This window comes from Enterobacter sp. KB-221C9 (genome assembly GCF_041320715.1).
Lineage (GTDB): Bacteria > Pseudomonadota > Gammaproteobacteria > Enterobacterales > Enterobacteriaceae > Enterobacter > Enterobacter asburiae_D.
The window spans coordinates 66,872-93,788 of record NZ_JBGIWG010000013.1 but is presented as its reverse complement, the minus strand read 5'-3'; the positions used below and the strand labels follow the sequence as shown (position 1 = coordinate 93,788).

Sequence of the window (26,917 nt, the reverse complement as noted above, 5' to 3'; positions counted from 1 at the left end):
CGAGAACCCTCGAATGCAAATTCGGGGGTTTTGTTTTTTTAGCGCCCGCTCTGGCGAATTCCCTCCCCCTGGCAAACACTTACTGATGCGCTAAGCAGGTGACTTTCTCAGGGGGACAGGGTGAAAAATAACGAACTGAACGACCGGCGTTTACAGGCGACGCCGCGCGGTATCGGCGTGATGTGTAACTTCTATGCCGATAAAGCTGAAAACGCCACGGTGTGGGACGTGGAAGGCAACGAGTACATCGACTTCGCCGCCGGGATCGCGGTGCTGAATACCGGGCATCGCCATCCAAAAGTCATTTCCGCCATTGAAAAACAACTCCACGCGTTTACCCATACGGCGTACCAGATTGTGCCGTATGAGGGCTATGTCGCCCTTGCCGAGCGCATCAACCAGCGCGTGCCCGTTGACGGTCCGGCTAAAACGGCGTTTTTCTCCACGGGAGCTGAGGCGGTCGAAAACGCGGTCAAAATTGCACGGGCGTACACCAAACGTCCTGGCCTTATCACCTTCGGCGGCGCGTTCCACGGCCGCACCTTTATGACCATGGCGCTGACCGGCAAAGTCGCACCGTACAAGCTCGGCTTTGGCCCGTTCCCCGGGTCGGTCTATCACGCGCAGTATCCGAATGACCTGCACGGCGTCAGCACGGCGGAAGCGTTGAAAAGCCTGGAACGTATCTTTAAGGCGGATATCGCACCCGACCAGGTCGCGGCCATTATTCTCGAACCGGTTCAGGGAGAGGGCGGTTTCAACATTGCGCCAGCTGATTTTATGCAGGCGCTGCGCGCCCTGTGCGACACCCACGGTATTTTGCTGATTGCCGACGAGGTGCAAAGCGGCTTTGCCCGTACCGGCAAGCTGTTCTCGATGGAACACCACTGCGTGAAGCCCGATCTGATCACCATGGCGAAAAGCCTGGCGGGCGGGATGCCGCTCTCAGCGGTGTCGGGCCGTGCGGAGGTGATGGACGCCCCTGCACCGGGCGGGCTGGGCGGTACCTACGCCGGAAACCCGCTGGCGATTGCGGCGGCGCATGCCGTGCTCGACGTGATTGATGAAGAGGATCTCTGCACGCGCTCGGCGCATCTTGGCCATCATCTGGTGGAAGTGCTGAACAAGGCGAAGGAACACTGCCCGTATATCGCTGACATTCGCGCGCAGGGCTCGATGGTGGCGGTAGAGTTTAACGACCCGCAAACGGGTCAGCCTTCGCCGGAATTTACCCGCCAGGTGCAGGAGCGCGCGTTGCAGGAAGGGCTGCTCCTTCTGAGCTGCGGCGTCTACGGCAACGTCATTCGTTTCCTCTATCCGCTGACTATCCCTGAAGCGCAGTTCCGCAAAGCGCTGGACATTATCTCCGCGTCGCTGACACGTTAAAGCCACATGCCCGGCGAAAATCCCTGCCGGGCCTATCATATATTCATTTCAAATTACCTATTCCAAAATCATAAAAATCGGGTATGTTTTAGCAGAGTATGCTGAAAAAGCGCGGACAGCACACCTATAACTGACATAAAGCGCTGCACAACAACATCACAACAATCGTAATAACCATAATAATGGGGAATCTCAGGATGAACATGAAGGGTAAAGCGTTACTGGCAGGATGTATCGCGTTGGCATTCAGCACCATGGCACAGGCAGACATCAAGGTGGCCGTGGTTGGCGCAATGTCCGGTCCGGTAGCACAGTACGGCGACCAGGAATTTACCGGCGCTGAGCAGGCGGTTGCAGACATTAATGCTAAGGGCGGTATCAAAGGCGAAAAACTGCAAATCGTAAAATATGATGATGCCTGTGACCCGAAACAAGCGGTCGCGGTTGCGAACAAAGTGGTGAACGACGGGATCAAATACGTTATCGGTCACCTGTGCTCTTCCTCTACTCAGCCAGCGTCTGACATCTACGAAGACGAAGGTATTCTGATGATCACCCCGGCGGCGACCGCACCAGAGCTGACCGCGCGTGGCTACAAGCTGACCCTGCGCACCACCGGTCTGGACTCTGACCAAGGCCCAACCGCGGCGAAATACATCGTTGAAAAAGTGAAGCCGAAGCGCATTGCCATCGTTCATGACAAGCAGCAGTACGGTGAAGGTCTGGCGCGTTCCGTGCAGGACAACCTGAAGAAAGCCAATGCTGACGTGGTGTTCTTCGACGGGATCACCGCCGGTGAGAAAGACTTCTCCACCCTGGTGGCGCGTCTGAAGAAAGAGAATATTGATTTCGTTTACTACGGTGGCTACCACCCGGAAATGGGCCAGATCCTGCGCCAGGCGCGCGCTGCGGGCCTGAAAACCCAGTTTATGGGCCCGGAAGGCGTGGCGAACGTTTCCCTGTCTAACATTGCGGGTGAATCAGCCGAAGGCCTGCTGGTGACCAAACCGAAGAACTACGACCAGGTCCCTGCGAACAAACCTATCGTGGATGCCATCAAGGCGAAGAAACAGGATCCAAGCGGCGCGTTCGTCTGGACCACCTACGCGGCGCTGCAGTCTCTGCAGGCGGGCCTGAACCAGTCAGCCGATCCGGCTGAGATTGCCACCTGGCTGAAAGCGAACACGGTCCAGACCGTCATGGGGCCACTCTCCTGGGACGCGAAGGGCGACCTGAAGGGCTTCGAGTTCGGCGTGTTTGACTGGCATGCGAACGGGACGGCGACAGACGCAAAATAAAACTGGTGCGGGTTGATGCCCTCACCCTAACCCTCTCCCACAGGGAGAGGGGACCGCTCGGTGTTCTCCCTCTCCCCGTGGGAGAGGGCCGGGGTGAGGGCATCAGGCCGCATAAATCAACTCTGGCGCTTCTCCCACCCGCTTTCCTGCGCCGTAAACCCTAACGCCTGCATAAACGCCGCCATCACGCCGCGGTCTTCCACGCCTACGTCAGCCATCCACCATGAGGTCACGCTCGGGTTTTCACGGATCACTTCTTCAATTAAATACTGTCCCACACCGCGACGACGGGTGACGTCACGTACGCGCAGCGAGTCCAGCGCCCCTTCTGTACCGCTCAGGGTTACGCGAACCGCAGCCAGCAGGCGTTCGTTAAAACGCGCGGCATAAATACGGTGGGTCTCATCAACGCGCAGCGACGAAGGGGAATATTCCGGCCAGATTTTGCCCAGGTCGATATGATCCTGGTCGCTAAAGGTCACCAGACGCACGATAGTCAGTTTCATTAGCTACTTGTCCAAATCAGATTGAGTAGGGGCAGTGTACTCAATTTATTCACTCAGCGGCTTCCTCTTTTTATTCTCATTAACCAGGTGATTAGTTTTTTGGCAACGCGATGGGCAGCTTGAAAACACATGGATCGAAAAATAAGCAGAATTTTAACCTGAAGGGTAGTGATTTATTCGGCGCTTTGTACCGTTATTTTATGCTGCAAACTGCACTTTTATTTGTTTATCTCTGCCTGATTTCAGAATATTATGTTTGCTTAATCGCCTGAAAAATAGAGATTTTAGTCTGGTTTTTGACAAAAACCTGCGCTAAACCATTAAAGGCACTGGTAAAAATAGCGTTGTTCATTAAAAGTACAGAATGCTTTTTAACCATAATAAAACAAAATATAAACACGACATCACGAATGGGGATTCACAGATGAAAAGGAACGCGAAGACGTTAATCGCGGGGATGGTCGCACTGTCGATCTCGCATGCCGCTATGGCCGACGACATTAAAGTTGCGGTAGTGGGTGCGATGTCCGGCCCTGTTGCCCAGTGGGGTGACATGGAGTTCAACGGCGCGCGCCAGGCCATTAAAGACATCAACGCTAAGGGCGGCATCAAGGGCGACAAGCTGGTGGGCGTGGAATATGACGACGCCTGCGATCCGAAACAGGCCGTCGCGGTCGCCAACAAAATCGTCAACGACGGTATTCAGTATGTGATCGGCCACCTGTGTTCATCCTCCACTCAGCCTGCGTCTGATATCTACGAAGACGAAGGCATCCTGATGATCACCCCTGGCGCAACGAATCCGGAACTGACCCAGCGCGGCTATCAGCACATCATGCGTACCGCCGGTCTGGACTCCTCGCAGGGTCCCACCGCCGCCAAATACATCCTCGAGACCGTTAAGCCACAGCGCATTGCCATTATTCATGACAAACAGCAGTACGGCGAAGGCCTGGCGCGCTCCGTTCAGGACGGCCTGAAAAAAGGCGGCGCGAACATCGTCTTCTTCGACGGCATTACCGCCGGTGAGAAAGACTTCTCCGCGCTGATCGCCCGTCTGCAAAAAGAGAACATCGACTTCGTTTACTACGGCGGCTACTACCCGGAAATGGGCCAGATGCTGCGCCAGGCGCGCGCCACCGGCCTGAAAACCCAGTTTATGGGGCCAGAGGGCGTGGGCAATGCCTCCCTGTCAAACATCGCGGGGGATTCTGCTGAAGGCATGCTGGTGACGATGCCAAAACGCTATGACCAGGTTCCGGCCAACAAGGCTATCGTGGATGCGCTCAAGGCGCAGAAGAAAGATCCGAGTGGTCCGTACGTCTGGATCACCTATGCGGCCGTACAGTCTCTGGCCACCGCGCTGGAGCGTACCGGCAGCAAAGAGCCGCTGGATCTGGTGAAAGATTTAAAAGCACACGGGGCGAACACCGTGATTGGGCCGCTGAACTGGGATGAGAAAGGCGATCTGAAGGGATTTGAGTTTGGTGTCTTTAAGTGGCACGCCGACGGTTCGTCTTCGGCCGCCAAATAATTATCCCACCGCCCGGCATGACGGGCGGGTATAAAAAGGTTTGCATATGTCCGAGCAGTTTCTCTATTTCCTGCAGCAGATGTTTAACGGCGTTACGCTGGGAAGCACCTACGCGCTGATCGCCATCGGCTATACGATGGTTTACGGCATTATCGGCATGATCAACTTCGCCCACGGCGAGGTGTACATGATCGGTAGCTACGTCTCCTTTATGATCATTGCCGCCCTGATGATGATGGGCATCGACAGCAGCTGGCTGCTGGTCGCCGCCGGGTTTGTCGGCGCGATTGTGATAGCCAGCGCCTACGGCTGGAGCATCGAGCGCGTGGCCTACCGGCCGGTGCGCAGCTCCAAGCGTCTGATTGCGCTGATTTCCGCGATCGGGATGTCGATCTTCCTGCAAAACTACGTCAGCCTGACCGAAGGCTCGCGCGACGTGGCGCTGCCAAGCCTGTTTAACGGCCAGTGGATTGTGGGGGCCAGCGAAAACTTCTCGGCTTCTATCACCACCATGCAGCTGGTTATCTGGGTCGTGACCTTTATTGCGATGCTCGCCCTGACGCTGTTCATCCGCTACTCGCGTATGGGACGCGCCTGCCGCGCGTGCGCAGAAGACCTGAAGATGGCGAGTCTCCTCGGCATCAACACCGACCGCGTGATTGCCCTGACCTTCGTGATTGGCGCAGCGATGGCGGCCGTCGCAGGCGTCCTGCTCGGCCAGTTCTACGGCGTGATCAACCCGTACATCGGCTTTATGGCCGGGATGAAAGCCTTCACCGCCGCGGTTCTGGGCGGTATCGGCAGTATTCCGGGCGCGATGATCGGTGGCCTGATCCTGGGCGTGGCGGAAGCGCTCTCCTCGGCGTACCTGAGCACGGAATATAAAGACGTGGTGTCGTTTGCCCTGCTGATTCTGGTTCTGCTGGTAATGCCTACCGGTATTCTGGGCCGTCCGGAGGTAGAGAAAGTATGAAACCGATGCATTTTGCAATGGCGCTGCTCTCTGCCGCCATGTTCTTCGTGCTGGCGGGCGTCTTTATGGGCGTCCAGTTAGGTCTGGACGGCACGAAGCTGGTGGTGGATACCGCCCCCGACATCCGCTGGCAGTGGGTGTTTATCGGCACCGCCGTGGTGTTCCTGTTCCAGCTGCTGCGTCCGCTGTTCCAGAAGACGCTAAAAAACGTCTCCGGGCCGAAATTCGTCCTGCCGGCAATCGACGGCTCTACCGTTAAGCAGAAGCTGTTCCTCGTGGCGCTGCTGGTGGCCGCCGTGGCGTGGCCGTTTGTGGTGTCTCGTGGCACCGTGGATATCGCCACCCTGACCATGATCTACGTGATTCTCGGCCTCGGTCTGAACGTGGTTGTAGGGCTGTCTGGCCTGCTGGTGCTGGGCTACGGCGGCTTCTACGCCATCGGCGCCTATACCTTCGCGCTGCTCAACCACTATTACGGCCTCGGCTTCTGGACCTGCCTGCCGCTGGCGGGGCTGGTCTCTGCCGCTGCCGGCTTCCTGCTCGGCTTCCCGGTGCTGCGCCTGCGCGGTGACTACCTGGCGATTGTGACCTTAGGCTTCGGCGAAATCGTCCGTATCCTGCTGCTCAACAACACCGAAGTGACCGGCGGCCCGAACGGCATCAGCCAGATCCCGAAACCGACCTTCTTCGGCCTGGAGTTCAGCCGTACCGCCCGCGAAGGCGGCTGGGATACCTTCAGCAACTTCTTTGGCATCAAGTACGACCCGTCCGACCGCGTGATCTGGCTCTATCTGGTGGCGCTGCTGCTGGTGGTGATTACCCTGTTCGTGATTAACCGTTTGCTGCGCATGCCGCTGGGCCGCGCGTGGGAAGCGCTGCGTGAAGATGAGATCGCCTGCCGCTCTCTTGGCCTGAACCCGACCCGCATCAAGCTGACCGCGTTCACCATCAGCGCCGCGTTTGCCGGTTTCGCCGGAACGCTGTTTGCCGCGCGTCAGGGCTTCGTTAGCCCGGAATCGTTCACCTTTGCCGAATCCGCCTTCGTGCTGGCGATTGTGGTGCTCGGCGGGATGGGCTCGCAGTTTGCCGTTATCCTCGCGGCCATCCTGCTGGTGGTCTCGCGCGAGCTGATGCGCGACTTTAACGAATACAGCATGCTGATGCTGGGTGGTTTGATGGTGCTGATGATGATCTGGCGTCCGCAGGGTCTGCTGCCGATGACCCGTCCACAGCTGAAGCTGAAGAACGGGCAAGCGAAAGGAGAGCAGGCATGAGTCAGCCATTATTATCCGTTAACGGTCTGATGATGCGTTTTGGCGGCCTGCTGGCGGTCAACAACGTGAATCTGGATCTGCACAAGAAAGAGATTGTCTCCCTGATTGGCCCGAACGGCGCGGGAAAGACCACGGTCTTTAACTGTCTGACCGGTTTCTACAAGCCGACGGGCGGCACCATCATGCTGCGCGACCAGCACCTGGAAGGGCTGCCGGGCCAGCAGATCGCCCGCATGGGCGTGGTGCGTACCTTCCAGCACGTGCGTCTGTTCCGCGAGATGACGGTGATTGAGAACCTGCTGGTGGCACAACATCAGCAGCTGAAATCCGGGCTGTTCTCCGGCCTGCTGAAAACCCCGGCCTTCCGCCGCGCGCAGGATGAAGCGCTTGACCGCGCCGCCACCTGGCTCGACCGAATTGGCCTGCTGCAGCACGCCAACCGTCAGGCGAGCAACCTGGCCTACGGCGACCAGCGTCGCCTGGAGATTGTGCGCTGCATGGTGACGCAGCCGGAAATCCTGATGCTCGACGAACCGGCGGCAGGGCTCAACCCGAAAGAGACCAAAGAGCTGGACGAGCTGATTGCCGAGCTGCGCGATAGTCACGACACCACCATCCTGCTGATTGAGCACGACATGAAGCTGGTGATGGGCATTTCGGACCGTATCTACGTGGTAAACCAGGGCACGCCGCTGGCAAACGGCACGCCGGAAGAGATCCGCAACAACCCGGACGTGATCCGCGCATACCTTGGTGAGGCATAAGATGGAAAAAGCGATGTTAACGTTCGACAAGGTCAATGCGCACTACGGCAAGATCCAGGCGCTGCACGACGTCAGCCTGCATATCAATCAGGGTGAAATCGTGACCCTGATTGGCGCCAACGGCGCGGGCAAAACCACGCTGCTCGGCACCCTGTGCGGCGACCCGCGCGCTACCAGCGGGCGGATTGTGTTCGATAGCAAAGACATTACCGACTGGCAGACCGCCAGAATCATGCGTGAGGCGGTGGCGATTGTTCCGGAAGGGCGCCGCGTCTTCTCCCGCATGACGGTGGAAGAGAACCTGGCGATGGGCGGGTTCTTCGCCCACCGCGATGAATACCAGACCCGCATCAAGTGGGTATATGAACTCTTCCCGCGCCTGTGGGAGCGCCGCATCCAGCGTGCGGGCACCATGTCCGGCGGCGAGCAGCAGATGCTGGCGATTGGCCGCGCGCTGATGAGCCAGCCGCGCCTGCTGCTGCTGGACGAACCGTCGCTCGGCCTTGCGCCAATCATCATTCAGCAGATCTTCGACACCATTGAGCAGCTGCGTAAAGAGGGGATGACCATCTTCCTCGTCGAGCAGAACGCCAACCAGGCGCTGAAGCTCGCTGACCGCGGCTACGTGCTGGAGAACGGCCGCGTGGTGCTGTCTGACACCGGCGACGCGCTGCTGGCGAACGAAGCGGTGCGGAGCGCGTATTTGGGCGGCTGAGCCGTCTGTATCGCCCGGTGGCGCTACGCTTACCGGGCCTACGGGATCGAGTAGGCCGGGTAAGGCGTAGCCGCCACCCGGCTTTTTTAACCACTACACCCCTTTCACACAACCATCATCCCCCTGACGCCTGGCTGTCACTTATCTGTAAACAAACAGTTATTTTTCTGTAATTCGAGCATGTCATGTTACCTCGCGAGCATAAAACGCGTGATATCGCGCATCCGGCACAATAAGAGAGATGACAATGACATCGTTACGACACACAGCTTTGGGTCTGGCACTGGGTCTGGCTTTTGCGACGAACGCAATGGCTGTCACCACCATTCCGTTCTGGCATTCAATGGAAGGGGAGTTGGGTAAAGAAGTTGACTCCCTGGCGCAGCGTTTCAACGACACCCACCCGGATTACAAAATTGTGCCGGTGTACAAAGGCAACTACGAGCAGAGCCTGAGCGCGGGCATCGCCGCCTTCCGTACCGGCAACGCGCCAGCCTTGTTACAGGTTTATGAAGTGGGCACCGCCACCATGATGGCCTCCAAAGCCATCAAGCCGGTGTATGAAGTGTTCAAAGACGCAGGCATCAACTTCGACGAATCGCAGTTCGTGCCGACCGTCGCGGGTTACTACACGGATTCCAAAACCGGCCACCTGCTGTCCCAGCCGTTTAACAGCTCAACGCCGGTGCTCTACTACAACAAAGACGCCTTCAAAAAAGCCGGTTTAGACCCGGAGCAGCCGCCAAAAACCTGGCAGGACCTGGCGGAGTACACCGCGAAGCTGAAGGCGGCGGGGATGAAGTGCGGCTACGCCAGCGGCTGGCAGGGCTGGATCCAGATTGAAAACTTCAGCGCCTGGCACGGCCTGCCGGTGGCGACCAAAAACAACGGCTTCGACGGCACCGATGCGGTACTGGAGTTCAACAAGCCGGAGCAGGTGAAGCACATCGCGCTGCTTGCCGATCTGAACAAGAAGGGCGATTTCAGCTACTTCGGGCGTAAGGACGAATCCACCGAGAAGTTCTACAACGGCGACTGCGCCATTACCACCGCCTCGTCCGGCTCGCTGGCGGACATCCGTCACTACGCCAAATTCAACTACGGCGTGGGCATGATGCCGTATGACGCTGACGTGAAGGGCGCGCCGCAGAACGCCATCATCGGCGGGGCGAGCCTGTGGGTCATGCAGGGTAAAGACAAGGGCACCTACAAAGGCGTAGCCGAGTTCCTCGACTTCCTGGCCAAGCCTGAACACGCCGCCGAGTGGCACCAGAAGACCGGCTACCTGCCGATCACCAAAGCCGCGTACGACCTGACCCGCGAGCAGGGCTTCTACAGCAAGAACCCAGGGGCGGACATTGCGACGCGCCAGATGCTGAACAAGCCGCCGTTGCCGTTCACCAAGGGCCTGCGTCTGGGCAACATGCCGCAGATCCGCACCATCGTGGATGAAGAGCTGGAAAGCGTGTGGACCGGGAAGAAAACGCCACAGCAGGCGCTGGACTCTGCGGTAGAGCGCGGGAATCAGCTGCTGCGCCGCTTTGAGCAGTCGACCAAATCGTAAAAAAATGCCCGGTGACGCGTAGCGATCCGGGCCTACGACGTGCCCCATGTAGGCCGGGTAAGGCGTAGCCGCCACCCGGCATTGCTCAGGAACCAAATCTCAATGTCATCATCCCGTCCGGTGTTCCGTTCCCGCTGGCTGCCGTATCTGCTGGTCGCGCCGCAGCTGGTCATCACCGTTATTTTCTTTATCTGGCCTGCGGGCGAAGCGCTATGGTACTCGGTACAAAGTGTCGATCCCTTTGGGCTCTCCAGCCAGTTTGTGGGCCTGGATAACTTCGCTGCACTGTGGCACGACAGCTACTACATCGACGCCTTCTGGACGACGATAAAATTCAGCACACTGGTCACCGTCAGCGGCCTTCTGGCCTCGCTGTTTTTCGCCGCGCTGGTGGACTACGTGGTGCGCGGCAGCCGTATTTATCAGACCCTGATGCTGCTGCCTTACGCCGTGGCTCCCGCCGTCGCCGCCGTGCTGTGGATCTTCCTGTTTAACCCGGGGCGCGGGTTAATTACCCATTTCCTGGCCGAACTGGGCTACGACTGGAACCATGCCCAGAACAGCGGTCAGGCGATGTTCCTGGTGGTGTTCGCCTCGGTGTGGAAGCAGATCAGCTACAACTTCCTGTTCTTCTTTGCCGCGCTGCAGTCCATTCCGCGCTCGCTGGTGGAAGCCGCGGCAATTGACGGCGCAGGGCCCATTCGTCGCTTCTTCAGGCTGTCGCTGCCGCTAATCGCCCCGGTGAGTTTCTTCCTGCTGGTGGTTAACCTCGTGTACGCCTTCTTCGACACCTTCCCGGTGATCGACGCGGCGACCGCAGGCGGCCCGGTGCAGGCGACAACGACGCTTATTTATAAGATCTACCGCGAAGGCTTCGCCGGTCTGGATCTCTCTGCATCTGCCGCGCAGTCCGTCGTGCTGATGTTCCTCGTCATCATCCTCACGGTGGTGCAGTTCCGCTATGTCGAAAGTAAGGTGCGCTACCAATGATTGAGAACCGTCGCGGGCTGACGATTTTCAGCCATACCATGCTGATTTTAGGGATTATCGTCATCCTCTTCCCGCTGTACGTGGCGTTTGTCGCCGCCACGCTGGACACCAAAGCGGTGTTCGACACGCCGATGACGCTGATCCCCGGCGGGCATCTTTTCGAGAACATGAAGACCATCTGGACCCAGGGCGTGGGCGCCAACAGCGCGCCGTTCTGGCTGATGATGCTCAACAGCTTCATCATGGCGTTCGGCATAACCGTCGGCAAAATTACGGTGTCGATGCTTTCGGCCTTCGCCATCGTCTGGTTCCGCTTTCCGCTGCGTAACCTCTTCTTCTGGATGATCTTCATTACCCTGATGCTGCCGGTGGAAGTGCGTATCTTCCCGACGGTGGAGGTGATCGCCAACCTCAAGATGCTCGACAGCTACGCGGGCTTAACCCTGCCGCTGATGGCCTCGGCGACCGCCACCTTCCTGTTCCGCCAGTTCTTTATGACCCTGCCGGACGAGCTGATTGAAGCGGCGCGCATCGACGGCGCGTCGCCGATGCGCTTCTTCCGCGACATCGTGCTGCCGCTGTCGAAAACCAACCTTGCGGCGCTGTTTGTGATCACCTTTATCTACGGCTGGAACCAGTACCTGTGGCCGCTGCTGATTATTCAGGACGTCAACCTCGGCACCGCCGTGGCGGGCATCAAAGGCATGATCGCCACCGGCGAAGGCACCACCCTCTGGAACCAGGTGATGGCGGCAATGCTGCTCACCCTTATCCCACCCGTAGTCATTGTTTTAGCCATGCAGCGTGCGTTTGTCCGTGGCCTGGTCGATAGCGAGAAATAAGATGGCAGGTTTAAAACTTCAGGCAGTAACCAAAAGCTGGGATGGCAAAACCCAGGTTATTCAGCCGCTGACGCTCGACGTGGCGGACGGGGAATTCATCGTGATGGTTGGCCCGTCCGGCTGCGGCAAATCCACGCTGCTGCGCATGGTGGCGGGGCTGGAGCGCGTGACGTCCGGAGATATCTGGATTGACCGCCAGCGCGTCACCGAAATGGAGCCGAAAGACAGAGGCATCGCGATGGTGTTCCAGAACTATGCGCTTTATCCGCACATGAGCGTGGAGGAGAACATGGCCTGGGGGCTGAAAATCCGCGGCATGGGCAAAGGCCATATCGACGAGCGCGTGAAAGAGGCGGCGCGCATTCTAGAGCTGGACGGCCTGCTCAAGCGGCGCCCGCGCGAGCTCTCCGGCGGCCAGCGCCAGCGCGTGGCGATGGGGCGCGCCATCGTGCGCGATCCGGCGGTATTCCTGTTCGACGAACCGCTCTCTAACCTCGACGCCAAGCTGCGCGTGCAGATGCGTCTTGAGCTGCAGCAGCTGCACCGTCGTCTGAAAACCACCTCCCTGTACGTGACCCACGATCAGGTCGAAGCCATGACCCTCGCCCAGCGCGTAATGGTGATGAACAAAGGCATCGCCGAGCAGATTGGCACCCCGGTGGAAGTGTACGAAAAACCGGCCACCCGCTTTGTGGCGAGCTTTATCGGCAGCCCGGCAATGAACCTGCTGGAAGGGCGTATCAGCAGCACGGGCACGCATTTTGAGCTGGAAAGCGGGATGGCATTGCCGATCAACTGGTACTATCGTGGCTACGCCGGGCGTAAGATGACGCTCGGTATCCGCCCGGAGCATATCGCTTTAACCTCTCAGGCGGATGGCGGCGTGCCGCTGGTGATGGACACGCTGGAGATGTTGGGTGCAGATAACCTGGCGCACGGGCGCTGGGGCGAGCAAAAAATGGTGGTGCGCCTGCCGCATCAGGAGCGCCCGAAAGCCGGCAGCACGCTGTGGCTGCACCTGCCGGAAAATCACCTGCACTTATTTGACGGTGAAACAGGACAACGAGTATGAGCAACTGGCCTTATCCCCACGTCGTCGCCCACCGGGGCGGCGGTAAGCTGGCGCCGGAGAACACGCTGGCGGCCATCGACATGGGCGCGCGCTACGGTCACACGATGATCGAGTTCGACGCCAAGCTGTCGAAAGACGGCGAAATTTTCCTGCTGCACGACGATAACCTTGAGCGCACCAGCAACGGCTGGGGCGTGGCGGGGGAACTCCCGTGGCACGATCTGCTGAAGGTGGACGCCGGAAGCTGGTACAGCGGCGAATTCAAAGGCGAACCGCTGCCGCTGCTGGCGGACGTGGCGGATCGCTGCCGCCTGCACGGCATGATGGCCAATATCGAAATCAAACCGACCACCGGCACCGGGCCGCTGACGGGCAAAGTGATTGCCCTTGCCGCGCGCGAGCTGTGGGAAGGCATGACGCCGCCGCTGCTCTCCTCGTTTGAAATTGACGCACTGGAAGCGGCACAGGCGGCCGTGCCGGCGCTGCCGCGCGGGCTGCTGCTTGACGAGTGGCGCGAGGACTGGCGCGAGCTGACGACGCGCTTAGCGTGCGTCTCTATCCATCTCAATCACAGGCTGCTGGATGAGGCGCGGGTGAAGATGCTGAAAGACGCGGGTCTGCATATTCTGGTCTACACCGTGAACAAACCCCAGCGTGCAGCCGAACTGCTGCGCTGGGGCGTGGACAGCATCTGTACCGATGCAATTGACCTGATAGGCCCGGACTTTAGTTCTGCGGATTAAGCATACTGCCATTCGACTGCGGCGGCAGCATATGCTGCTGTCCGCTGCCTGACGACGTCATCCCCCCTAACATCCCGCCGTTTTTATTCGGCAGCGGCTGCTCGCGCATCTGCCCCTGCTGCACGCGCTGGGTGTTGGCGTTCATCTGATTTTGCAGGCTTTGCTGCTGCATCTGGGTCTGCGTTTTAAGCTGCTGATTAAGCATCCCTTTCTGCTGCTGTTGCTGGCTCATCATCTCGGTCTGCATGCGCTGCTGGCTCGGGATAACGTAACCCTGCTGGTTTGGGTTGTTCAGGGTGTTGAGTGGCTGTGCGAGCGCGGCAAACGGGATCAGCGCCGCAAGAATCATTAAGCGTTTCATTGTCATTTCCTCCTTTTGAGGTCTCTCTTAAGTTTACCCTGATTTCACCATGACGATGATTTTTTAGGAGTTGTGAACCAGGCTTAAGCGGGGAATATGGATCCCTTCACCTGGAGAACAATAATGATGAAACCAACGTTTTTGCGCTGGGTCGCCATCGCCGCGCTGATGGCCGGCGGCACATTTTGCGTGGCGGCCAACCCGCCAGCGGCGCCTCCGGTCTCTTACGGCGTGGAGGAAGATGTTTTTCATCCCGTGCGGGCAACCCATGGCATGGTGGCGTCAGTGGATGCGCTGGCAACAAAAGTGGGCGTCGATATTCTCAAGCAGGGCGGTAACGCGGTGGATGCAGCGGTCGCCGTCGGCTATGCGCTGGCGGTAACGCATCCGCAGGCGGGTAACCTGGGCGGCGGCGGCTTTATGATGCTGCGCACCAAAGACGGCAAAACGACGGCCATCGACTTCCGCGAGATGGCACCTTCCCAGGCGTCCCGCGATATGTTCCTCGACGACCAGGGTAACCCTGACAGCAAAAAATCCCTGACCTCGCATCTCGCCTCCGGCACGCCGGGTACCGTCGCGGGCTTCTCGCTGGCGCTGGAAAAATACGGCACGATGCCGCTGAACAAGGTGGTGCAGCCTGCCATCAAGCTGGCGCGCGACGGCTTTGTGGTGAACGACGCCCTGGCGGACGATCTCAAGACCTACGGCAGCGAAGTTATTCCCAATCATGAAAACAGCAAGGCCATCTTCTGGAAAGACGGTGAGCCGCTGAAGAAGGGCGACAAGCTGGTGCAGAAGAACCTCGGCAAAAGCCTGGAGCTGATTGCGGAGCACGGTCCGGACGCCTTCTACAAAGGGGCGATTGCCGACCAGATTGCGGAAGAGATGCAGAAAAACGGCGGGCTCATCACCAAAGCGGATCTGGCGGAATACAAGGCGGTGGAGCGTGAGCCGATTAGCGGCACCTATCGCGGCTACGAGGTCTTCTCCATGCCGCCGCCGTCCTCCGGCGGGATCCACATCGTGCAGATCCTCAATATTCTTGAAAACTTCGATATGCACAAGTTCGGCTTCGGCAGCGCGGACGCCATGCAGGTGATGGCGGAAGCGGAAAAACGCGCCTACGCCGACCGTTCGGAATATCTCGGCGATCCGGACTTCGTGAAGGTGCCGTGGCAGGCGCTGACCAATAAGGCGTATGCCAAATCCATTGCGGAACAGATCGACATCAACAAGGCCAAACCGTCGAGCGAGATCCGCCCCGGCAAGCTGGCGCCGTACGAAAGCAACCAGACCACCCACTTCTCGGTGGTGGATAAAGACGGTAACGCGGTGGCGGTGACCTATACGCTCAACACCACCTTCGGCACCGGGATTGTGGCGGGCAACAGCGGCATTCTGCTGAACAACGAGATGGATGACTTCTCCGCTAAGCCTGGGGTGCCGAACGTCTACGGGCTGGTGGGCGGTGACGCCAACGCCGTCGGGCCGAAGAAGCGTCCGCTGTCGTCCATGTCGCCCACCATTGTCGTGAAAGACGGGAAAACCTGGCTGGTAACCGGCAGCCCTGGCGGCAGCCGTATTATCACCACGGTGCTACAAATGGTGGTGAACAGCATCGACTTTGGGATGAACGTCGCCGAAGCGACCAACGCGCCGCGTTTCCATCACCAGTGGCTGCCGGACGAACTGCGCGTCGAGAAGGGCTTTAGCCCGGATACCATCAAGCTGCTGGAGCAGCGCGGTCAAAAGGTGGCGGTGAAAGAGGCGATGGGCAGCACCCAGAGCATTATGGTGGGGCCGGACGGGGCGCTGTTTGGCGCGTCGGATCCGCGTTCGGTGGATGATTTGTCGGCGGGGTATTGATGTATTGCCCGGTGGCGCTGCGCTTACCGGGCCTACAACTGCACGAACGTAGGCCGGGTAAGGCGAAGCCGCCACCCGGCAAATAACTACTTCATCCGCGCCATATAATACGCATCCACATACTCGCCGTTGCGCAGGGCAAATTTCCTGCCGGTGCCTTCGATTTCAAAGCCAAACTTCCGGTACAGCGCCAGTGCAGCAGGGTTATCGGCAAAAACCGTTAACTCGATGCGTTCGATGCGCAGCCAGTTGTCGCACAGGTTGATCATCTCGCGCATGAGCGCGCTCCCGACGCCGCGTCCTTGAGCGTGCGCCGCAACGCTGATACCGAACGTTGCCACATGGCTGCGTCGCGGGCTGGCTTCCACCTGAAGCATCAGATCGCCAACGATTTGCTCATCAATGCAGGCGACCAGCCGTTTTTGTCCGGGTTTTGTAATCAGACGTTCTTGCCAGTACTCAAGGGAAGGATGAGGTAGCTGTAGCGTGTCGTGATACACCCCGGGATGCATGTAGTTCTGGCGTAAGGCTTCGGCATCTTTCGGTTCTGCATGGCGTATCACAATCTCACTCATTCCTTGTTCCTCAGTCAGTTAAATGTCCCTTTCAACATCAATGACTTTAAAATTTGAGTCAACCGCTATTTTTTGCAAAAAAAAGTAGACAAGTGCGAATGAGAATGATTATTATTGCTTTGCATTCAGGAAGACCCCTACGGGAACCTGAAAGCACGACATTGCTCACATTGCTTCCAGTATTACTTTAGCCAGCTTCTAGCTGGCTTTTTTTTTGTTATGGTTAGACTCAGTAACCTTCCAAAAGGACTGAGCTATGACACTACATTGCGCATTTATTGGATTTGGTAAAAGTACGACCCGCTACCACCTGCCGTATGTTCTTAACCGTAAAGACAGCTGGCACGTGGCCCATATCTACCGCCGCCGCGCGAAGCCGGAAGAGCAATCCCCGCAGTATTCCCACATCCATTTCACCAGCGATCTTGATGAAGTGCTTAACGACCCGCAGGTCAAACTGGTTGTCGTCTGCACGCACGCCGACAGCCACTTCGACTACGCGAAACGCGCGCTCGAAGCGGGCAAAAACGTGCTGGTAGAAAAGCCGTTCACCCCAACTATCGCCGAAGCAAAAGAGCTGTTCGCGCTGGCTAAAAGTAAAGGCCTGACCGTTACGCCATATCAGAACCGTCGCTTTGACAGCTGCTTCCTGACGGCGAAAAAGGCGATTGAAAGCGGCAGGCTGGGCGATATCGTGGAAATCGAAAGCCACTTCGATTACTACCGTCCGGTCGCGGAAACTCAGCCCGGCCTGCCGCAGGACGGCTCGTTCTATGGTCTGGGCGTGCACACCATGGACCAGATCATCTCCCTGTTTGGCCGACCGGACCACGTGGCGTATGACATCCGCAGCCTGCGTAATAAAGCCAACCCGGACGACACCTTTGAAGCGCAGCTGTTCTACGGCGACCTGAAAGCCATCGTCAAAACCAGCCATCTGGTGAAAATCGACTACCCAAAATTTATCGTTCACGGTACCAAAGGATCGTTCATTAAGTACGGCATCGACCAGCAGGAGACCAGCCTGAAGGCCAACATCATGCCGGGCGAGCCGGGCTTTGCGGCGGATGATTCCGTGGGCGTCCTGGAGTATGTGAACGATGAGGGCGTAACGGTCAGGGAGGAGCTGAAACCGGAAATTGGCGACTATGGCCGTGTGTACGATGCGCTGTATGAAACCCTCACAGCCGGCGCGCCGAATTACGTCAAGGAATCTGACGTTCTTACTAACCTGGAAATCCTTGAACGGGCCTTCGAGCAGGCTTCTCCTGCCACGATAACCCTCGCGAAATAAGCAAAAACGGCTCCTCTGCGCTTGTTCATAATTTTTGAACAGAGGAGTCAATTTTCACCCTCTATGATCCCAGGCGGTTTGCGTCCACACTTACTCCATCGAAACGAACTGAGGGTGAAACAATGATCTACTTACGCAAAGCAAACGAACGTGGTCACGCGAATCATGGCTGGCTGGACTCATGGCATTCATTCTCGTTTGCCGACTACTACGACCCGAACTTCATGGGCTTCTCCGCACTGCGCGTGATTAACGACGACGTGATTGATGCAGGCCAGGGCTTCGGTACCCACCCGCACAAAGACATGGAAATCCTGACCTACGTGCTGGAAGGGGCGGTTGAGCACCAGGACAGCATGGGCAACAAAGAGCAGGTTCCGGCGGGCGAGTTTCAGATTATGAGCGCGGGTACCGGGGTGCGTCACTCCGAGTACAACCCGAGCAAAACGGAAAAACTGCACCTGTATCAAATCTGGATCATTCCAGAAGAGACTGGCATCACGCCGCGCTACGAGCAGCGCCGCTTCGACGCGAAACAGGGCAAACAGCTGGTGCTGTCACCGGATGCGCGTGAAGGCTCCCTGAAGGTGCATCAGGATATGGAGCTGTACCGCTGGGCGCTGGCGAAAGACGAACAGTCTGTTCATCAGATTGCCGCCAACCGCCGCGTCTGGATCCAGGTCGTGAAAGGTGAAGTGTCCATCAACGGCACCAAAGCAACCACCGCCGATGGTCTGGCCATCTGGGATGAGCAGGCGCTCTCCGTGCACGCCGACAGCGAAAGTGAAATCCTGCTGTTTGACCTGCCGCCGGTATAAATAATTACTCAACCTTCCCTTTAAACGGGGAAGGTTGAGCTTTGTCCGTGATAAACTGAGCAAATCTCTCACTTCAAGATTTCTCAGGACGATGAAAAAGAAACGCCCCGTACTTCAGGATGTCGCCGATCGCGTCGGTGTGACCAAAATGACGGTCAGCCGTTTTTTACGTAACCCGGAGCAGGTTTCCGTGGCGTTGCGTGGCAAGATTGCCGCAGCTCTTGATGAACTGGGTTATATCCCCAACCGCGCACCCGATATTCTCTCCAATGCGACCAGCCGTGCGGTAGGTGTCCTGCTTCCTTCCCTGACCAACCAGGTTTTCGCCGAAGTTCTGCGCGGTATCGAAAGCGTCACCGATGCTTTTGGCTATCAGACCATGCTCGCCCACTACGGGTACAAGCCGGAACTGGAAGAGGAACGTCTTGAATCAATGCTTTCCTGGAACATCGACGGCCTGATTTTAACGGAACGTACCCACACTGCCCGCACGCTCAAAATGATCGAAGTGGCCGGTATTCCGGTGGTGGAGCTGATGGACAGCCAGTCGCCGTGCCTCGACATCGCCGTTGGGTTCGATAACTTCGAAGCGGCGCGCCAGATGACGGCGGCCATCATCGCCCGGGGGCATCGTCATATCGCCTATCTGGGTGCGCGTCTTGATGAACGTACTATCATCAAACAGAAGGGATACGAGCAGGCGATGCTCGACGCGAACTTAACCCCCTACAGCGTGATGGTGGAGCAGTCCTCTTCCTATACGTCGGGTATTGAGCTGATGCGTCAGGCACGACGCGAGTATCCGCAACTGGACGGTATTTTCTGTACCAACGATGACCTTGCGGTCGGCGCGGCGTTTGAGTGTCAGCGTCTGGGGCTTAAGATCCCCGACGATATGGCGATCGCCGGTTTCCACGGCCACGACATCGGCCAGGTGATGGAGCCACGTCTGGCGAGCGTCCTGACCCCGCGTGAACGTATGGGCCGCATTGGCGCAGAACGCCTGCTGGCGCGCATTCGCGGTGAGACGGTTACTCCAAAAATGTTAGATTTAGGTTTCACCTTGTCACCGGGTGGATCTATTTGAACTGACAAATTTGAAGTAGCTCACACTTATTCACTTCGCGCACGTTTGGATATTGCTTCTCTTTTGCCCCGGCAGGACAATGTTACCGATAACTGTTACCCGTAACAATTGACTGAGGGACTCCCTTTGAGCACGACTAATCACGATCACCACGTCTACGTCCTGATGGGCGTTTCCGGTAGCGGGAAATCAGCCGTAGCCAGCGAAGTGGCGCATCAACTCCAGGCTGCGTTCCTTGATGGCGACTTCCTCCATCCGCGCAGCAACATCATGAAAATGGCCTCCGGCGAGCCGCTGAATGACGACGACCGCAAACCGTGGTTGCAGGCGCTGAATGACGCCGCGTTCGCTATGCAGCGTACCAACAAAGTTTCTCTTATCGTCTGCTCTGCGCTGAAAAAAACCTATCGCGACCTGCTGCGCGACGGCAACCCGAACCTCTCTTTCATCTACCTGAAAGGGGATTTCGAGGTGATTGAAAGCCGTCTGAAGGCGCGTAAAGGTCACTTCTTCAAAACCCAGATGCTGGTGACGCAGTTCGAAGCGCTGCAGGAGCCGGGTGAAGATGAGAAAGACGTCTTAGTGGTTGATATCGATCAGTCACTGGAAGGTGTTGTTGCCAGCACCATCGAGGTCATTAATAAAAGGCAGTAAGTTTTGAGTACATTAACGCTAGTTTTGACAGCAGTGGGTTCCGTATTGCTGCTGCTGTTTTTGGTGATGAAGGCGCGCATGCACGCTTTTGTTGCTTTGATGGTGGTTTCTATAGGTGCAGGTCTCTTTTCCGGTATGCCGCTCGACAAGATCGCCGCAACGATGGAAAAAGGGATGGGCGGTACGCTGGGCTTCCTGGCGATTGTGGTCGCCCTTGGCGCGATGTTTGGCAAGATTTTGCACGAGACGGGCGCGGTCGACCAGATTGCCGTCAAGATGCTGAAATCCTTCGGCCACAGCCGCGCGCACTACGCGATTGGTCTGGCTGGCCTGATTTGCGCGCTGCCGCTGTTCTTCGAAGTCGCCGTTGTGCTGCTGATAAGCGTCGCGTTCTCCATGGCGCGCCATACCGGCACTAACCTCGTGAAGCTGGTTATTCCGCTGTTTGCGGGCGTGGCGGCAGCCGCAGCGTTTCTGCTGCCGGGGCCTGCGCCGATGCTGCTGGCCTCCCAGATGCACGCTGACTTTGGTTGGATGATCCTGATTGGCCTGTGCGCGGCGATCCCGGGGATGATTATTGCCGGTCCGCTGTGGGGTAACTTTATCAGCCGTTACGTTGAGCTGCACATTCCGGACGACATTACCGAGCCGCACCTGGGCGAAGGCAAAATGCCGTCCTTCGGCTTCAGCCTGTCGCTGATCCTGCTGCCGCTGGTTCTCGTGGGTCTGAAAACCATCGCCGCGCGCTTTGTGCCGGTGGGTTCCAGCGCCTACGAGTGGTTTGAGTTCATCGGCCACCCGTTCACGGCGATCCTTGTTGCGTGTCTGGTGGCGATTTACGGCCTGGCGATGCGTCAGGGGATGCCGAAAGACCGCGTGATGGAGATCTGCGGTGCCGCGCTGCAGCCCGCGGGTATTATCCTGCTGGTGATTGGTGCTGGCGGCGTGTTCAAGCAGGTCCTGGTGGATTCCGGCGTGGGTCCGGCCCTGGGCGAAGCGCTGACCGGGATGGGCCTGCCGATTGCGGTAACCTGCTTTGTGCTGGCCGCGGCGGTGCGTATCATCCAGGGTTCCGCAACCGTGGCGTGTTTAACCGCCGTGGGTCTGGTGATGCCGGTAATTGAACAGCTGAACTACTCCGGTGCGCAGATGGCCGCGCTGTCTATCTGTATCGCGGGCGGTTCGATTGTGGTCTCTCACGTCAACGACGCGGGCTTCTGGCTGTTCGGTAAATTTACCGGCGCCACCGAAGCGCAAACCCTGAAAACCTGGACGCTGATGGAAACCATCCTCGGCACGACGGGTGCGATTGTCGGGATGATTGCCTTTACGCTGCTGAGCTGAATGCGATGATGTAACAAGGCTTAAAAATAAGGCCCGGTAGCGTTAGCGCTTACCGGGCCTTTCTATTATGCAGAACGCCAGGCCGGGTCAGGTGAAGACACCACCCGGCTTTTTCACATCACTCGCCCTGCGTGGCGCTCTCAATCGTCAAACGCACATCCGAGGTGATCAGTTCTGCCAGCATCTGGTACACCTTCAGCGTCTCTTCCGGCTCGGCATCACCCGTATCGCTGATGAAGCCTTCGTCACGCAGCGTCAGCACCAGGGAGCTGAAGACCGCTTTGTCGAAGAATTCAGGGGCGTTAATGCCGTGCAGAACGGACAGGCGCTGTGCCAGCGTCCGGCTCTCTTTCTCCAGCGTACCGCGGTTGATAGACGGGTTCGCACTCAGCAGCCAGAACGTAATGGCGTAGCGCTGCAGCGTTTCGCGCGCGCCGGCCGCCAGCAGTTGCAGGGTGCGGGAGCGCGACGGATTGATGTGCAGCTCATCGTTTGAGACGGTAATCAGCCCCTGACGACGCAGCTCTTCCGTCAGTTTGTCCAGCTCACCCGCCAGCTCATCTTTGCTCCAGCGGAGGAACAGTTCCGCTTTCAGCATCGGGTAGAGCGTATCAACGTGACGCAATAGCTCCTGACGTGAGATACGGCGATGCTGGGTGATGATGGCCGCCATGAGCGACGGCAGCATCAGCATATGGGTGATGTTGTTGCGGTAGTAGGTCATCAGCACTGCCTGCTCGCGCGGCAGAATGATGATGTCGCCGATCGTATCTTTTTCGACTTCAAACTTGTTCATCTGCAACGCGTGATCGATAAGCTCACTGGCGGTAGCAGAAGGCACGGTTGAATCAACGGAATACGGCACGTTGCGCATCATATCCAGATAGCAATCCAGCTGCTCTGTGAGCTGTTCACGGGTCAGCGAGCGCTGACGCGAAGCCAGAAGCGCCGTACAGCACAGGTTCATGGCGTTAGCCGCACCGGCGTTGTTTATGCGCACCATCAGCTCGGACGCGATGCCGTTGACCGTTGGCGTCAGCCAGGCCGGACGAATTGCTTCGATAGGATCGATGGATTCGCGCCACTCGGGAACGTGATGGTTCAGGTACGTCATCAGCGGCATCGGTTCGCCGAAGTTCACGTAGCCCTGACCGAGATTGCGTAGCTTGCTCAAGCCGCGCAGCATCTGCGGCAGGCTCTCTTTCTCTTTGGTCGCACCGCGCAGCTCTTTGGCGTACGTGCCCACTTCCATCACGTGCTCATAGCCAATGTAGATAGGCACCAGCGTGATGGGACGGGTTCCTCCGCGCAGCATCGCCTGAATGGTCATCGACAGCGTGCCGGTTTTCGGATCGAGCAGACGACCGGTACGGGAGCGACCGCCCTCGACGAAGTACTCCACGGAATAGCCGCGGCTGAACAGCTCGCCCAGATACTCGCGGAACACGGTGGAGTAGAGCTTGTTGCCCTTAAAGGTACGACGGATAAAGAAGGCGCCCAGGCGGCGGAAGATCGGACCTGCTGGCCAGAAATTCAGGTTGATACCGGCTGCAATGTGCGGCGGCACCAGCCCCTGGTGATAGAGCACGTAGGAAAGAAGCAGGTAGTCCATGTGGCTGCGGTGGCAGGGAACATAGACAATCTCATGGCCATCATGCGCCAGCTGACGTACACGTTCGGCGTTATGAACGTTGATGCCCTGGTAGAGACGGTTCCAGGTAAAGCCGAGAATACGATCGGACAGGCGAATCATCTCGTAAGAGAAGTTCGCTGCAATCTCTTCCATCAGCGCAATGGCGTTCTGCTGGGCTTTCTCATGCGATATTTTCTTGCTGCGCGCTTCGTCTTCAACGGCGCGGGCAATCGCTTTGGAGGCCAGCAGCTTGTTGAACAGATCCTGACGCGCCGGGAGACGCGGCCCTACGGCAGCCAGGCGCTGACGCGCGAAGTGCATACGCGCCACGCGCGCCAGTTTTTGCGCGATGATCTTGTCGGTGCCGTGTTCGTCCGCCATTCGACGCAGCGAAACGGAAGGGGAGAAACGCACAAAGCTGTCGCGTCCCAGCCAGGAGACCGCGAAGAACTTCTGGATGCCGTTAAGCATGCGCAGCGGCGGGTTCTCTTCACCTTTTTCACGACCCGGGCGACGACCAAACATCACCGATACCGGCACCATCTGCACATCCAAATCGGGATTGCTGCGATGCAGGTCGAGATAGTCGTGGAACAGCTTGATGGACTCTTCTTTTGGCGTGTAGTAGGTGAACACGCGCGGCCCGCCGTGAATGAACACGTAGCGCGGCAGCAAAGTGCCGTCAACTTCAAGCGGTTCAAGCGGGTCAGGTAAGTCATGCGCCAGACACTGGGCGCGAAGCGTCAGTAAGTCTGCCTTCGAGTTATAAGGCAAAACGTACATAATAGGACGCGACGTATCGAGCCCCAATTCCAGCGCGGGTTCTGCTGGGATAGACTTGCTTTTTACCAGGACGCTTAATGGTAAATTAAGTAATTTGTAGTAAATTCGTGGCCAGCCGGACATAAACGATGTAAAGCCTCTGGTTAATAATGCAATTGCTGCGCAAGGATAACAGAAAGCGCGCAAAATTTCTGTTGTTACCCGTCATACTTCAGGCTGTAGCGAAACGCGCTACAGCTCCTGTTACTGACGCTTTTTTTCATAAAAGGTTCTTTTAATGGCCAATAATACCACTGGGTTAACGCGTATCATCAAAGCCGCCGGCTATTCATGGAAAGGGTTCCGTGCTGCGTGGATCAACGAAGCCGCCTTTCGCCAGGAGGGCGTCGCCGCTATCATCGCGGTGATCATCGCCTGTTTCCTTGATGTTGATGCAATTACCCGCGTACTTCTTATCGGTTCCGTGCTTCTGGTGATGATAGTGGAAATTCTTAATAGCGCTATTGAGGCCGTTGTTGATCGCATTGGTTCAGATTTCCACGAGCTTTCTGGTCGTGCAAAAGACATGGGCTCTGCTGCCGTGTTGCTGGCGATTATCACTGCCGTTATCACCTGGGTCACGCTGCTTTGGTCACATTTCCGATGAGCCTCGAGGAATAATTAAGTCCCTGGTTTTTTGTGCAGTTTTTGGTTCCAAAATCGCCTTTGACTGTATATACTCACAGCATAACTGTATATACACCCAGGGGGCGGAATGAAAGCGTTAACGACCAGGCAGCAAGAGGTGTTTGATCTCATCCGGGATCATATCGGCCAGACGGGTATGCCACCCACGCGTGCGGAAATCGCGCAGCGTCTGGGCTTCCGTTCTCCGAATGCTGCCGAAGAACACCTGAAAGCGCTGGCGCGTAAGGGCGTGATTGAGATTGTTTCAGGCGCGTCACGTGGTATCCGCCTGCTGGTGGAAGAAGAGACGGGCATTCCGCTGGTAGGGCGTGTTGCTGCCGGTGAGCCTTTACTGGCACAGCAGCATATTGAAGGCCACTACCAGGTCGATCCGGCCATGTTCAAACCGAGCGCTGATTTCCTGCTGCGCGTCAGCGGTATGTCGATGAAAGACATCGGCATTCTTGACGGCGATCTGCTTGCGGTGCACAAAACGCAGGATGTGCGTAACGGCCAGGTGGTTGTCGCACGCATTGATGATGAAGTCACCGTCAAGCGTTTGAAAAAACAGGGGAATACCGTCCAGCTACTGCCTGAAAACAACGAGTTCTCCCCGATTGTGGTCGATCTCCGCGAACACAACTTCTCTATCGAAGGACTGGCGGTTGGGGTCATTCGCAACGGCGAATGGCTGTAACCGCTTCCTGACAGGCTATGGCGCCGCTGTAGCCTGCTTCATTCTCGACTCCCGGTATTTTTCATGTCACTGCTGACGGCATCCGATAAGGCATTGTGGCGTCTTGCACTGCCGATGATTTTCTCCAATATTACCGTGCCCTTGCTCGGTCTGGTCGATACTGCCGTTATTGGTCACCTTGATTCGCCTGTTTATCTTGGCGGCGTGGCGATTGGTGCAATGGCAACCAGCTTCCTGTTTATGCTGCTGCTCTTTTTGCGTATGAGCACCACCGGGCTCACGGCACAGGCTTATGGCGCAAAAGATCCGCTGCGTCTGGCGCGCGCGCTGGTGCAGCCGCTGATCCTTGCGCTTGGCGCGGGGTCGTTAATCGTTTTATTACGTGCGCCCCTGATCGACCTTGCGCTCCACGTTGTTGGCGGCAGCGAGGCGGTACTGGCGCAGGCGCGACGTTTCCTTGAAATCCGCTGGCTCAGCGCGCCCGCCTCGCTGGCTAACCTGGTTCTGCTGGGGTGGCTACTGGGCGTTCAGTACGCCCGTGCGCCAGTCATTTTGCTGGTAGTGGGCAACCTTCTCAACATTGTGCTGGATGTCTGGCTGGTAATGGGCCTGCACATGAACGTGCAGGGCGCGGCGCTGGCGACGGCGATTGCCGAGTACGGAACCTTTATTATTGGTCTGTGGATGGTCTGGCGCGTGCTGGCGATGCGCGGCATCTCCCTGGCGCTGCTCAAAACCGCATGGCGCGGCAATATCTGTAAGCTGCTGGCGCTCAATCGTGACATCATGCTGCGCTCGCTGCTGCTACAGCTCTGCTTCGGTGCTCTGACGGTTTTCGGGGCTCGACTGGGGCCAGAAATCGTTGCGGTCAATGCGGTATTGATGACGCTGCTGACCTTTACCGCGTACGCGCTGGACGGTTTTGCCTATGCGGTAGAAGCGCATTCCGGGCAGGCGTACGGTGCGCGCGAAAGCGGGCAGCTTCGGGACGTCTGGCGGGCAGCCTGCCGTCAGTCGGGACTGGTGGCGCTGGCGTTCGGCCTGGTTTACGCCTGCTTTGGTGAGCAGATCGTTGCGTTGCTGACGTCTATCCCTGCGCTGCGCGAGCTGGCAAGTCACTATCTCATCTGGCAAGTCATCTTACCGGTGGTCGGCGTCTGGTGTTATCTGCTGGACGGCATGTTTATTGGTGCGACGCGCGGAGCGGAAATGCGTAACAGCATGGCGGTCGCGGCGGCAGGGTTTGGTCTGACGCTGCTGACGCTTCCCTGGCTGGGTAATCACGGTTTGTGGCTGGCCCTGGCCGTTTTCCTCTCGCTGCGAGGGATATCGTTGGCTTTTATCTGGCACCGCCACTGGCAAAAGAATACCTGGTTTCCCTCGCGCCACGATATATCGTGACGGTTAAAGATTCCGAATATGAAATCAACTGCCGAATCCTTAACTACAATAATTATCACGTCCAGCAGAAAAGA

The 26,917-nt window shown here is 57.7% G+C and carries 25 protein-coding genes; 21 read left to right on the top strand and 4 right to left on the bottom strand.

Annotation, left to right across the window (positions count from 1 at the left end; translation table 11 throughout):
- The first annotated feature begins 120 nt into the window (after nucleotides 1-120).
- Both AB8846_RS18195 and livJ read left to right on the top strand, forming a co-directional pair.
- Nucleotides 121-1,386, top strand: a complete 1,266-nt coding sequence (locus tag AB8846_RS18195; protein WP_331413745.1) for a 4-aminobutyrate--2-oxoglutarate transaminase — start codon at nucleotides 121-123, stop codon at nucleotides 1,384-1,386.
- Between the two features lie 197 nt (nucleotides 1,387-1,583).
- On the top strand, nucleotides 1,584-2,684 hold the full coding sequence (livJ, locus tag AB8846_RS18190) for a branched chain amino acid ABC transporter substrate-binding protein LivJ (protein ID WP_074147346.1): 1,101 nt from the start codon (nucleotides 1,584-1,586) through the stop codon (nucleotides 2,682-2,684).
- A 116-nt stretch (nucleotides 2,685-2,800) separates the two neighbouring features.
- Here livJ and panM read toward each other — a convergent pair whose 3' ends face one another.
- Nucleotides 2,801-3,190: an aspartate 1-decarboxylase autocleavage activator PanM gene (gene panM / locus AB8846_RS18185; protein ID WP_047345615.1), complete on the bottom strand. Its 390-nt coding sequence runs from the start codon at nucleotides 3,188-3,190 to the stop codon at nucleotides 2,801-2,803.
- Nucleotides 3,191-3,614: 424 nt separating this feature from the next.
- Here panM and livK point away from each other — a divergent pair, with 424 nt between their 5' ends.
- The 10 genes from livK (at nucleotide 3,615) to ugpQ (ending at nucleotide 13,661) form a co-directional block, all read left to right on the top strand.
- Nucleotides 3,615-4,724, top strand: a complete 1,110-nt coding sequence (gene livK / locus AB8846_RS18180; protein WP_370733337.1) for a high-affinity branched-chain amino acid ABC transporter substrate-binding protein LivK — start codon at nucleotides 3,615-3,617, stop codon at nucleotides 4,722-4,724.
- A 46-nt stretch (nucleotides 4,725-4,770) separates the two neighbouring features.
- Nucleotides 4,771-5,697: a high-affinity branched-chain amino acid ABC transporter permease LivH gene (gene livH / locus AB8846_RS18175; RefSeq protein WP_013099131.1), complete on the top strand. Its 927-nt coding sequence runs from the start codon at nucleotides 4,771-4,773 to the stop codon at nucleotides 5,695-5,697.
- Nucleotides 5,694-6,971: a branched chain amino acid ABC transporter permease LivM gene (gene livM, locus AB8846_RS18170; protein WP_063145307.1), complete on the top strand. Its 1,278-nt coding sequence runs from the start codon at nucleotides 5,694-5,696 to the stop codon at nucleotides 6,969-6,971. Before livH ends, livM begins: the two co-directional genes overlap by 4 nt.
- On the top strand, nucleotides 6,968-7,735 hold the full coding sequence (gene livG, locus AB8846_RS18165) for a high-affinity branched-chain amino acid ABC transporter ATP-binding protein LivG (protein ID WP_063145306.1): 768 nt from the start codon (nucleotides 6,968-6,970) through the stop codon (nucleotides 7,733-7,735). The genes livM and livG overlap by 4 nt, the downstream gene beginning before the upstream one ends.
- 1 nt (nucleotide 7,736) lies before the next feature.
- Nucleotides 7,737-8,450 carry a high-affinity branched-chain amino acid ABC transporter ATP-binding protein LivF gene (gene livF / locus AB8846_RS18160; RefSeq protein ID WP_370733335.1) on the top strand — a complete coding sequence of 238 codons (714 nt, stop codon included), beginning with the start codon at nucleotides 7,737-7,739 and terminating at the stop codon, nucleotides 8,448-8,450.
- 247 nt (nucleotides 8,451-8,697) lie between these two features.
- Entirely contained in the window at nucleotides 8,698-10,014 is a 1,317-nt protein-coding gene (ugpB, locus tag AB8846_RS18155; RefSeq protein WP_370733334.1) for a sn-glycerol-3-phosphate ABC transporter substrate-binding protein UgpB, read from the top strand.
- Nucleotides 10,015-10,116: 102 nt separating this feature from the next.
- On the top strand, nucleotides 10,117-11,004 hold the full coding sequence (gene ugpA, locus AB8846_RS18150) for a sn-glycerol-3-phosphate ABC transporter permease UgpA (protein WP_063145304.1): 888 nt from the start codon (nucleotides 10,117-10,119) through the stop codon (nucleotides 11,002-11,004).
- The gene (gene ugpE / locus AB8846_RS18145; RefSeq protein WP_028015153.1) at nucleotides 11,001-11,846 is read left to right on the top strand and encodes a sn-glycerol-3-phosphate ABC transporter permease UgpE; all 846 of its coding nucleotides are present in this window, start codon (nucleotides 11,001-11,003) and stop codon (nucleotides 11,844-11,846) included. Before ugpA ends, ugpE begins: the two co-directional genes overlap by 4 nt.
- 1 nt (nucleotide 11,847) lies before the next feature.
- Nucleotides 11,848-12,918, top strand: a complete 1,071-nt coding sequence (locus AB8846_RS18140) for a sn-glycerol-3-phosphate import ATP-binding protein UgpC (protein ID WP_370733333.1) — start codon at nucleotides 11,848-11,850, stop codon at nucleotides 12,916-12,918.
- Complete coding sequence (gene ugpQ, locus AB8846_RS18135; protein WP_063145303.1) at nucleotides 12,915-13,661, top strand: glycerophosphodiester phosphodiesterase; 747 nt, start codon at nucleotides 12,915-12,917, stop codon at nucleotides 13,659-13,661. The genes AB8846_RS18140 and ugpQ overlap by 4 nt, the downstream gene beginning before the upstream one ends.
- On the opposite strand, the gene AB8846_RS18130 is transcribed toward ugpQ, so the two are convergent.
- A complete protein-coding gene (locus AB8846_RS18130) occupies nucleotides 13,645-14,022 on the bottom strand; it encodes a DUF2756 family protein (RefSeq protein WP_063145302.1) in 378 nt (125 codons plus the stop codon). The genes ugpQ and AB8846_RS18130 overlap by 17 nt on opposite strands.
- A gap of 123 nt (nucleotides 14,023-14,145) precedes the next feature.
- Between AB8846_RS18130 and ggt the strand changes: the two genes are divergently transcribed.
- A complete protein-coding gene (ggt, locus tag AB8846_RS18125) occupies nucleotides 14,146-15,891 on the top strand; it encodes a gamma-glutamyltransferase (protein ID WP_370733332.1) in 1,746 nt (581 codons plus the stop codon).
- A gap of 86 nt (nucleotides 15,892-15,977) precedes the next feature.
- Here ggt and yhhY read toward each other — a convergent pair whose 3' ends face one another.
- Nucleotides 15,978-16,466 carry an N-acetyltransferase gene (gene yhhY, locus AB8846_RS18120; protein ID WP_063144997.1) on the bottom strand — a complete coding sequence of 163 codons (489 nt, stop codon included), beginning with the start codon at nucleotides 16,464-16,466 and terminating at the stop codon, nucleotides 15,978-15,980.
- A gap of 256 nt (nucleotides 16,467-16,722) precedes the next feature.
- Here yhhY and AB8846_RS18115 point away from each other — a divergent pair, with 256 nt between their 5' ends.
- The 5 genes from AB8846_RS18115 to gntU all read left to right on the top strand — a co-directional run bounded on the left by AB8846_RS18115 (nucleotide 16,723) and on the right by gntU (nucleotide 21,663).
- Nucleotides 16,723-17,760, top strand: a complete 1,038-nt coding sequence (locus tag AB8846_RS18115; RefSeq protein ID WP_370733331.1) for an oxidoreductase — start codon at nucleotides 16,723-16,725, stop codon at nucleotides 17,758-17,760.
- A gap of 122 nt (nucleotides 17,761-17,882) precedes the next feature.
- Nucleotides 17,883-18,578, top strand: coding sequence for a pirin family protein (locus AB8846_RS18110; RefSeq protein WP_000639796.1), 696 nt, complete (start codon nucleotides 17,883-17,885; stop codon nucleotides 18,576-18,578).
- A 91-nt stretch (nucleotides 18,579-18,669) separates the two neighbouring features.
- Nucleotides 18,670-19,665 carry a gluconate operon transcriptional repressor GntR gene (gene gntR / locus AB8846_RS18105; RefSeq protein ID WP_021242747.1) on the top strand — a complete coding sequence of 332 codons (996 nt, stop codon included), beginning with the start codon at nucleotides 18,670-18,672 and terminating at the stop codon, nucleotides 19,663-19,665.
- A gap of 126 nt (nucleotides 19,666-19,791) precedes the next feature.
- The gene (gene gntK, locus AB8846_RS18100; protein ID WP_008503362.1) at nucleotides 19,792-20,319 is read left to right on the top strand and encodes a gluconokinase; all 528 of its coding nucleotides are present in this window, start codon (nucleotides 19,792-19,794) and stop codon (nucleotides 20,317-20,319) included.
- A 3-nt stretch (nucleotides 20,320-20,322) separates the two neighbouring features.
- Nucleotides 20,323-21,663 carry a gluconate transporter gene (gntU, locus tag AB8846_RS18095; RefSeq protein ID WP_010436459.1) on the top strand — a complete coding sequence of 447 codons (1,341 nt, stop codon included), beginning with the start codon at nucleotides 20,323-20,325 and terminating at the stop codon, nucleotides 21,661-21,663.
- Between the two features lie 118 nt (nucleotides 21,664-21,781).
- On the opposite strand, the gene plsB is transcribed toward gntU, so the two are convergent.
- Nucleotides 21,782-24,202 (bottom strand): glycerol-3-phosphate 1-O-acyltransferase PlsB, encoded by a 2,421-nt coding sequence (gene plsB / locus AB8846_RS18090; RefSeq protein WP_370733330.1) that lies wholly within the window; start codon nucleotides 24,200-24,202, stop codon nucleotides 21,782-21,784.
- Between the two features lie 154 nt (nucleotides 24,203-24,356).
- Here plsB and AB8846_RS18085 point away from each other — a divergent pair, with 154 nt between their 5' ends.
- The 3 genes from AB8846_RS18085 to dinF all read left to right on the top strand — a co-directional run bounded on the left by AB8846_RS18085 (nucleotide 24,357) and on the right by dinF (nucleotide 26,843).
- On the top strand, nucleotides 24,357-24,725 hold the full coding sequence (locus tag AB8846_RS18085) for a diacylglycerol kinase (RefSeq protein ID WP_023334158.1): 369 nt from the start codon (nucleotides 24,357-24,359) through the stop codon (nucleotides 24,723-24,725).
- 108 nt (nucleotides 24,726-24,833) lie between these two features.
- Nucleotides 24,834-25,442: a transcriptional repressor LexA gene (gene lexA, locus AB8846_RS18080; RefSeq protein ID WP_024906710.1), complete on the top strand. Its 609-nt coding sequence runs from the start codon at nucleotides 24,834-24,836 to the stop codon at nucleotides 25,440-25,442.
- Between the two features lie 63 nt (nucleotides 25,443-25,505).
- The gene (dinF, locus tag AB8846_RS18075) at nucleotides 25,506-26,843 is read left to right on the top strand and encodes an MATE family efflux transporter DinF (RefSeq protein WP_370733329.1); all 1,338 of its coding nucleotides are present in this window, start codon (nucleotides 25,506-25,508) and stop codon (nucleotides 26,841-26,843) included.
- The last annotated feature ends 74 nt before the right edge of the window (nucleotides 26,844-26,917 follow it).

Excerpts from the sequence above, each read along its gene's own strand:
- livJ (WP_074147346.1), top strand. The coding sequence starts at position 1,584 with ATGAACATGAAGGGTAAAGCGTTACTGGCAGGATGTATCGCGTTGGCA.
- panM (WP_047345615.1), bottom strand. The coding sequence starts at position 3,190 with ATGAAACTGACTATCGTGCGTCTGGTGACCTTTAGCGACCAGGATCAT.
- livK (WP_370733337.1), top strand. The coding sequence starts at position 3,615 with ATGAAAAGGAACGCGAAGACGTTAATCGCGGGGATGGTCGCACTGTCG.
- livH (WP_013099131.1), top strand. The coding sequence starts at position 4,771 with ATGTCCGAGCAGTTTCTCTATTTCCTGCAGCAGATGTTTAACGGCGTT.
- livM (WP_063145307.1), top strand. The coding sequence starts at position 5,694 with ATGAAACCGATGCATTTTGCAATGGCGCTGCTCTCTGCCGCCATGTTC.
- livG (WP_063145306.1), top strand. The coding sequence starts at position 6,968 with ATGAGTCAGCCATTATTATCCGTTAACGGTCTGATGATGCGTTTTGGC.
- livF (WP_370733335.1), top strand. The coding sequence starts at position 7,737 with ATGGAAAAAGCGATGTTAACGTTCGACAAGGTCAATGCGCACTACGGC.
- ugpB (WP_370733334.1), top strand. The coding sequence starts at position 8,698 with ATGACATCGTTACGACACACAGCTTTGGGTCTGGCACTGGGTCTGGCT.
- ugpA (WP_063145304.1), top strand. The coding sequence starts at position 10,117 with ATGTCATCATCCCGTCCGGTGTTCCGTTCCCGCTGGCTGCCGTATCTG.
- ugpE (WP_028015153.1), top strand. The coding sequence starts at position 11,001 with ATGATTGAGAACCGTCGCGGGCTGACGATTTTCAGCCATACCATGCTG.
- AB8846_RS18140 (WP_370733333.1), top strand. The coding sequence starts at position 11,848 with ATGGCAGGTTTAAAACTTCAGGCAGTAACCAAAAGCTGGGATGGCAAA.
- ugpQ (WP_063145303.1), top strand. The coding sequence starts at position 12,915 with ATGAGCAACTGGCCTTATCCCCACGTCGTCGCCCACCGGGGCGGCGGT.
- AB8846_RS18130 (WP_063145302.1), bottom strand. The coding sequence starts at position 14,022 with ATGAAACGCTTAATGATTCTTGCGGCGCTGATCCCGTTTGCCGCGCTC.
- ggt (WP_370733332.1), top strand. The coding sequence starts at position 14,146 with ATGATGAAACCAACGTTTTTGCGCTGGGTCGCCATCGCCGCGCTGATG.
- yhhY (WP_063144997.1), bottom strand. The coding sequence starts at position 16,466 with ATGAGTGAGATTGTGATACGCCATGCAGAACCGAAAGATGCCGAAGCC.
- AB8846_RS18115 (WP_370733331.1), top strand. The coding sequence starts at position 16,723 with ATGACACTACATTGCGCATTTATTGGATTTGGTAAAAGTACGACCCGC.
- AB8846_RS18110 (WP_000639796.1), top strand. The coding sequence starts at position 17,883 with ATGATCTACTTACGCAAAGCAAACGAACGTGGTCACGCGAATCATGGC.
- gntR (WP_021242747.1), top strand. The coding sequence starts at position 18,670 with ATGAAAAAGAAACGCCCCGTACTTCAGGATGTCGCCGATCGCGTCGGT.
- plsB (WP_370733330.1), bottom strand. The coding sequence starts at position 24,202 with ATGTCCGGCTGGCCACGAATTTACTACAAATTACTTAATTTACCATTA.
- AB8846_RS18085 (WP_023334158.1), top strand. The coding sequence starts at position 24,357 with ATGGCCAATAATACCACTGGGTTAACGCGTATCATCAAAGCCGCCGGC.
- lexA (WP_024906710.1), top strand. The coding sequence starts at position 24,834 with ATGAAAGCGTTAACGACCAGGCAGCAAGAGGTGTTTGATCTCATCCGG.
- dinF (WP_370733329.1), top strand. The coding sequence starts at position 25,506 with ATGTCACTGCTGACGGCATCCGATAAGGCATTGTGGCGTCTTGCACTG.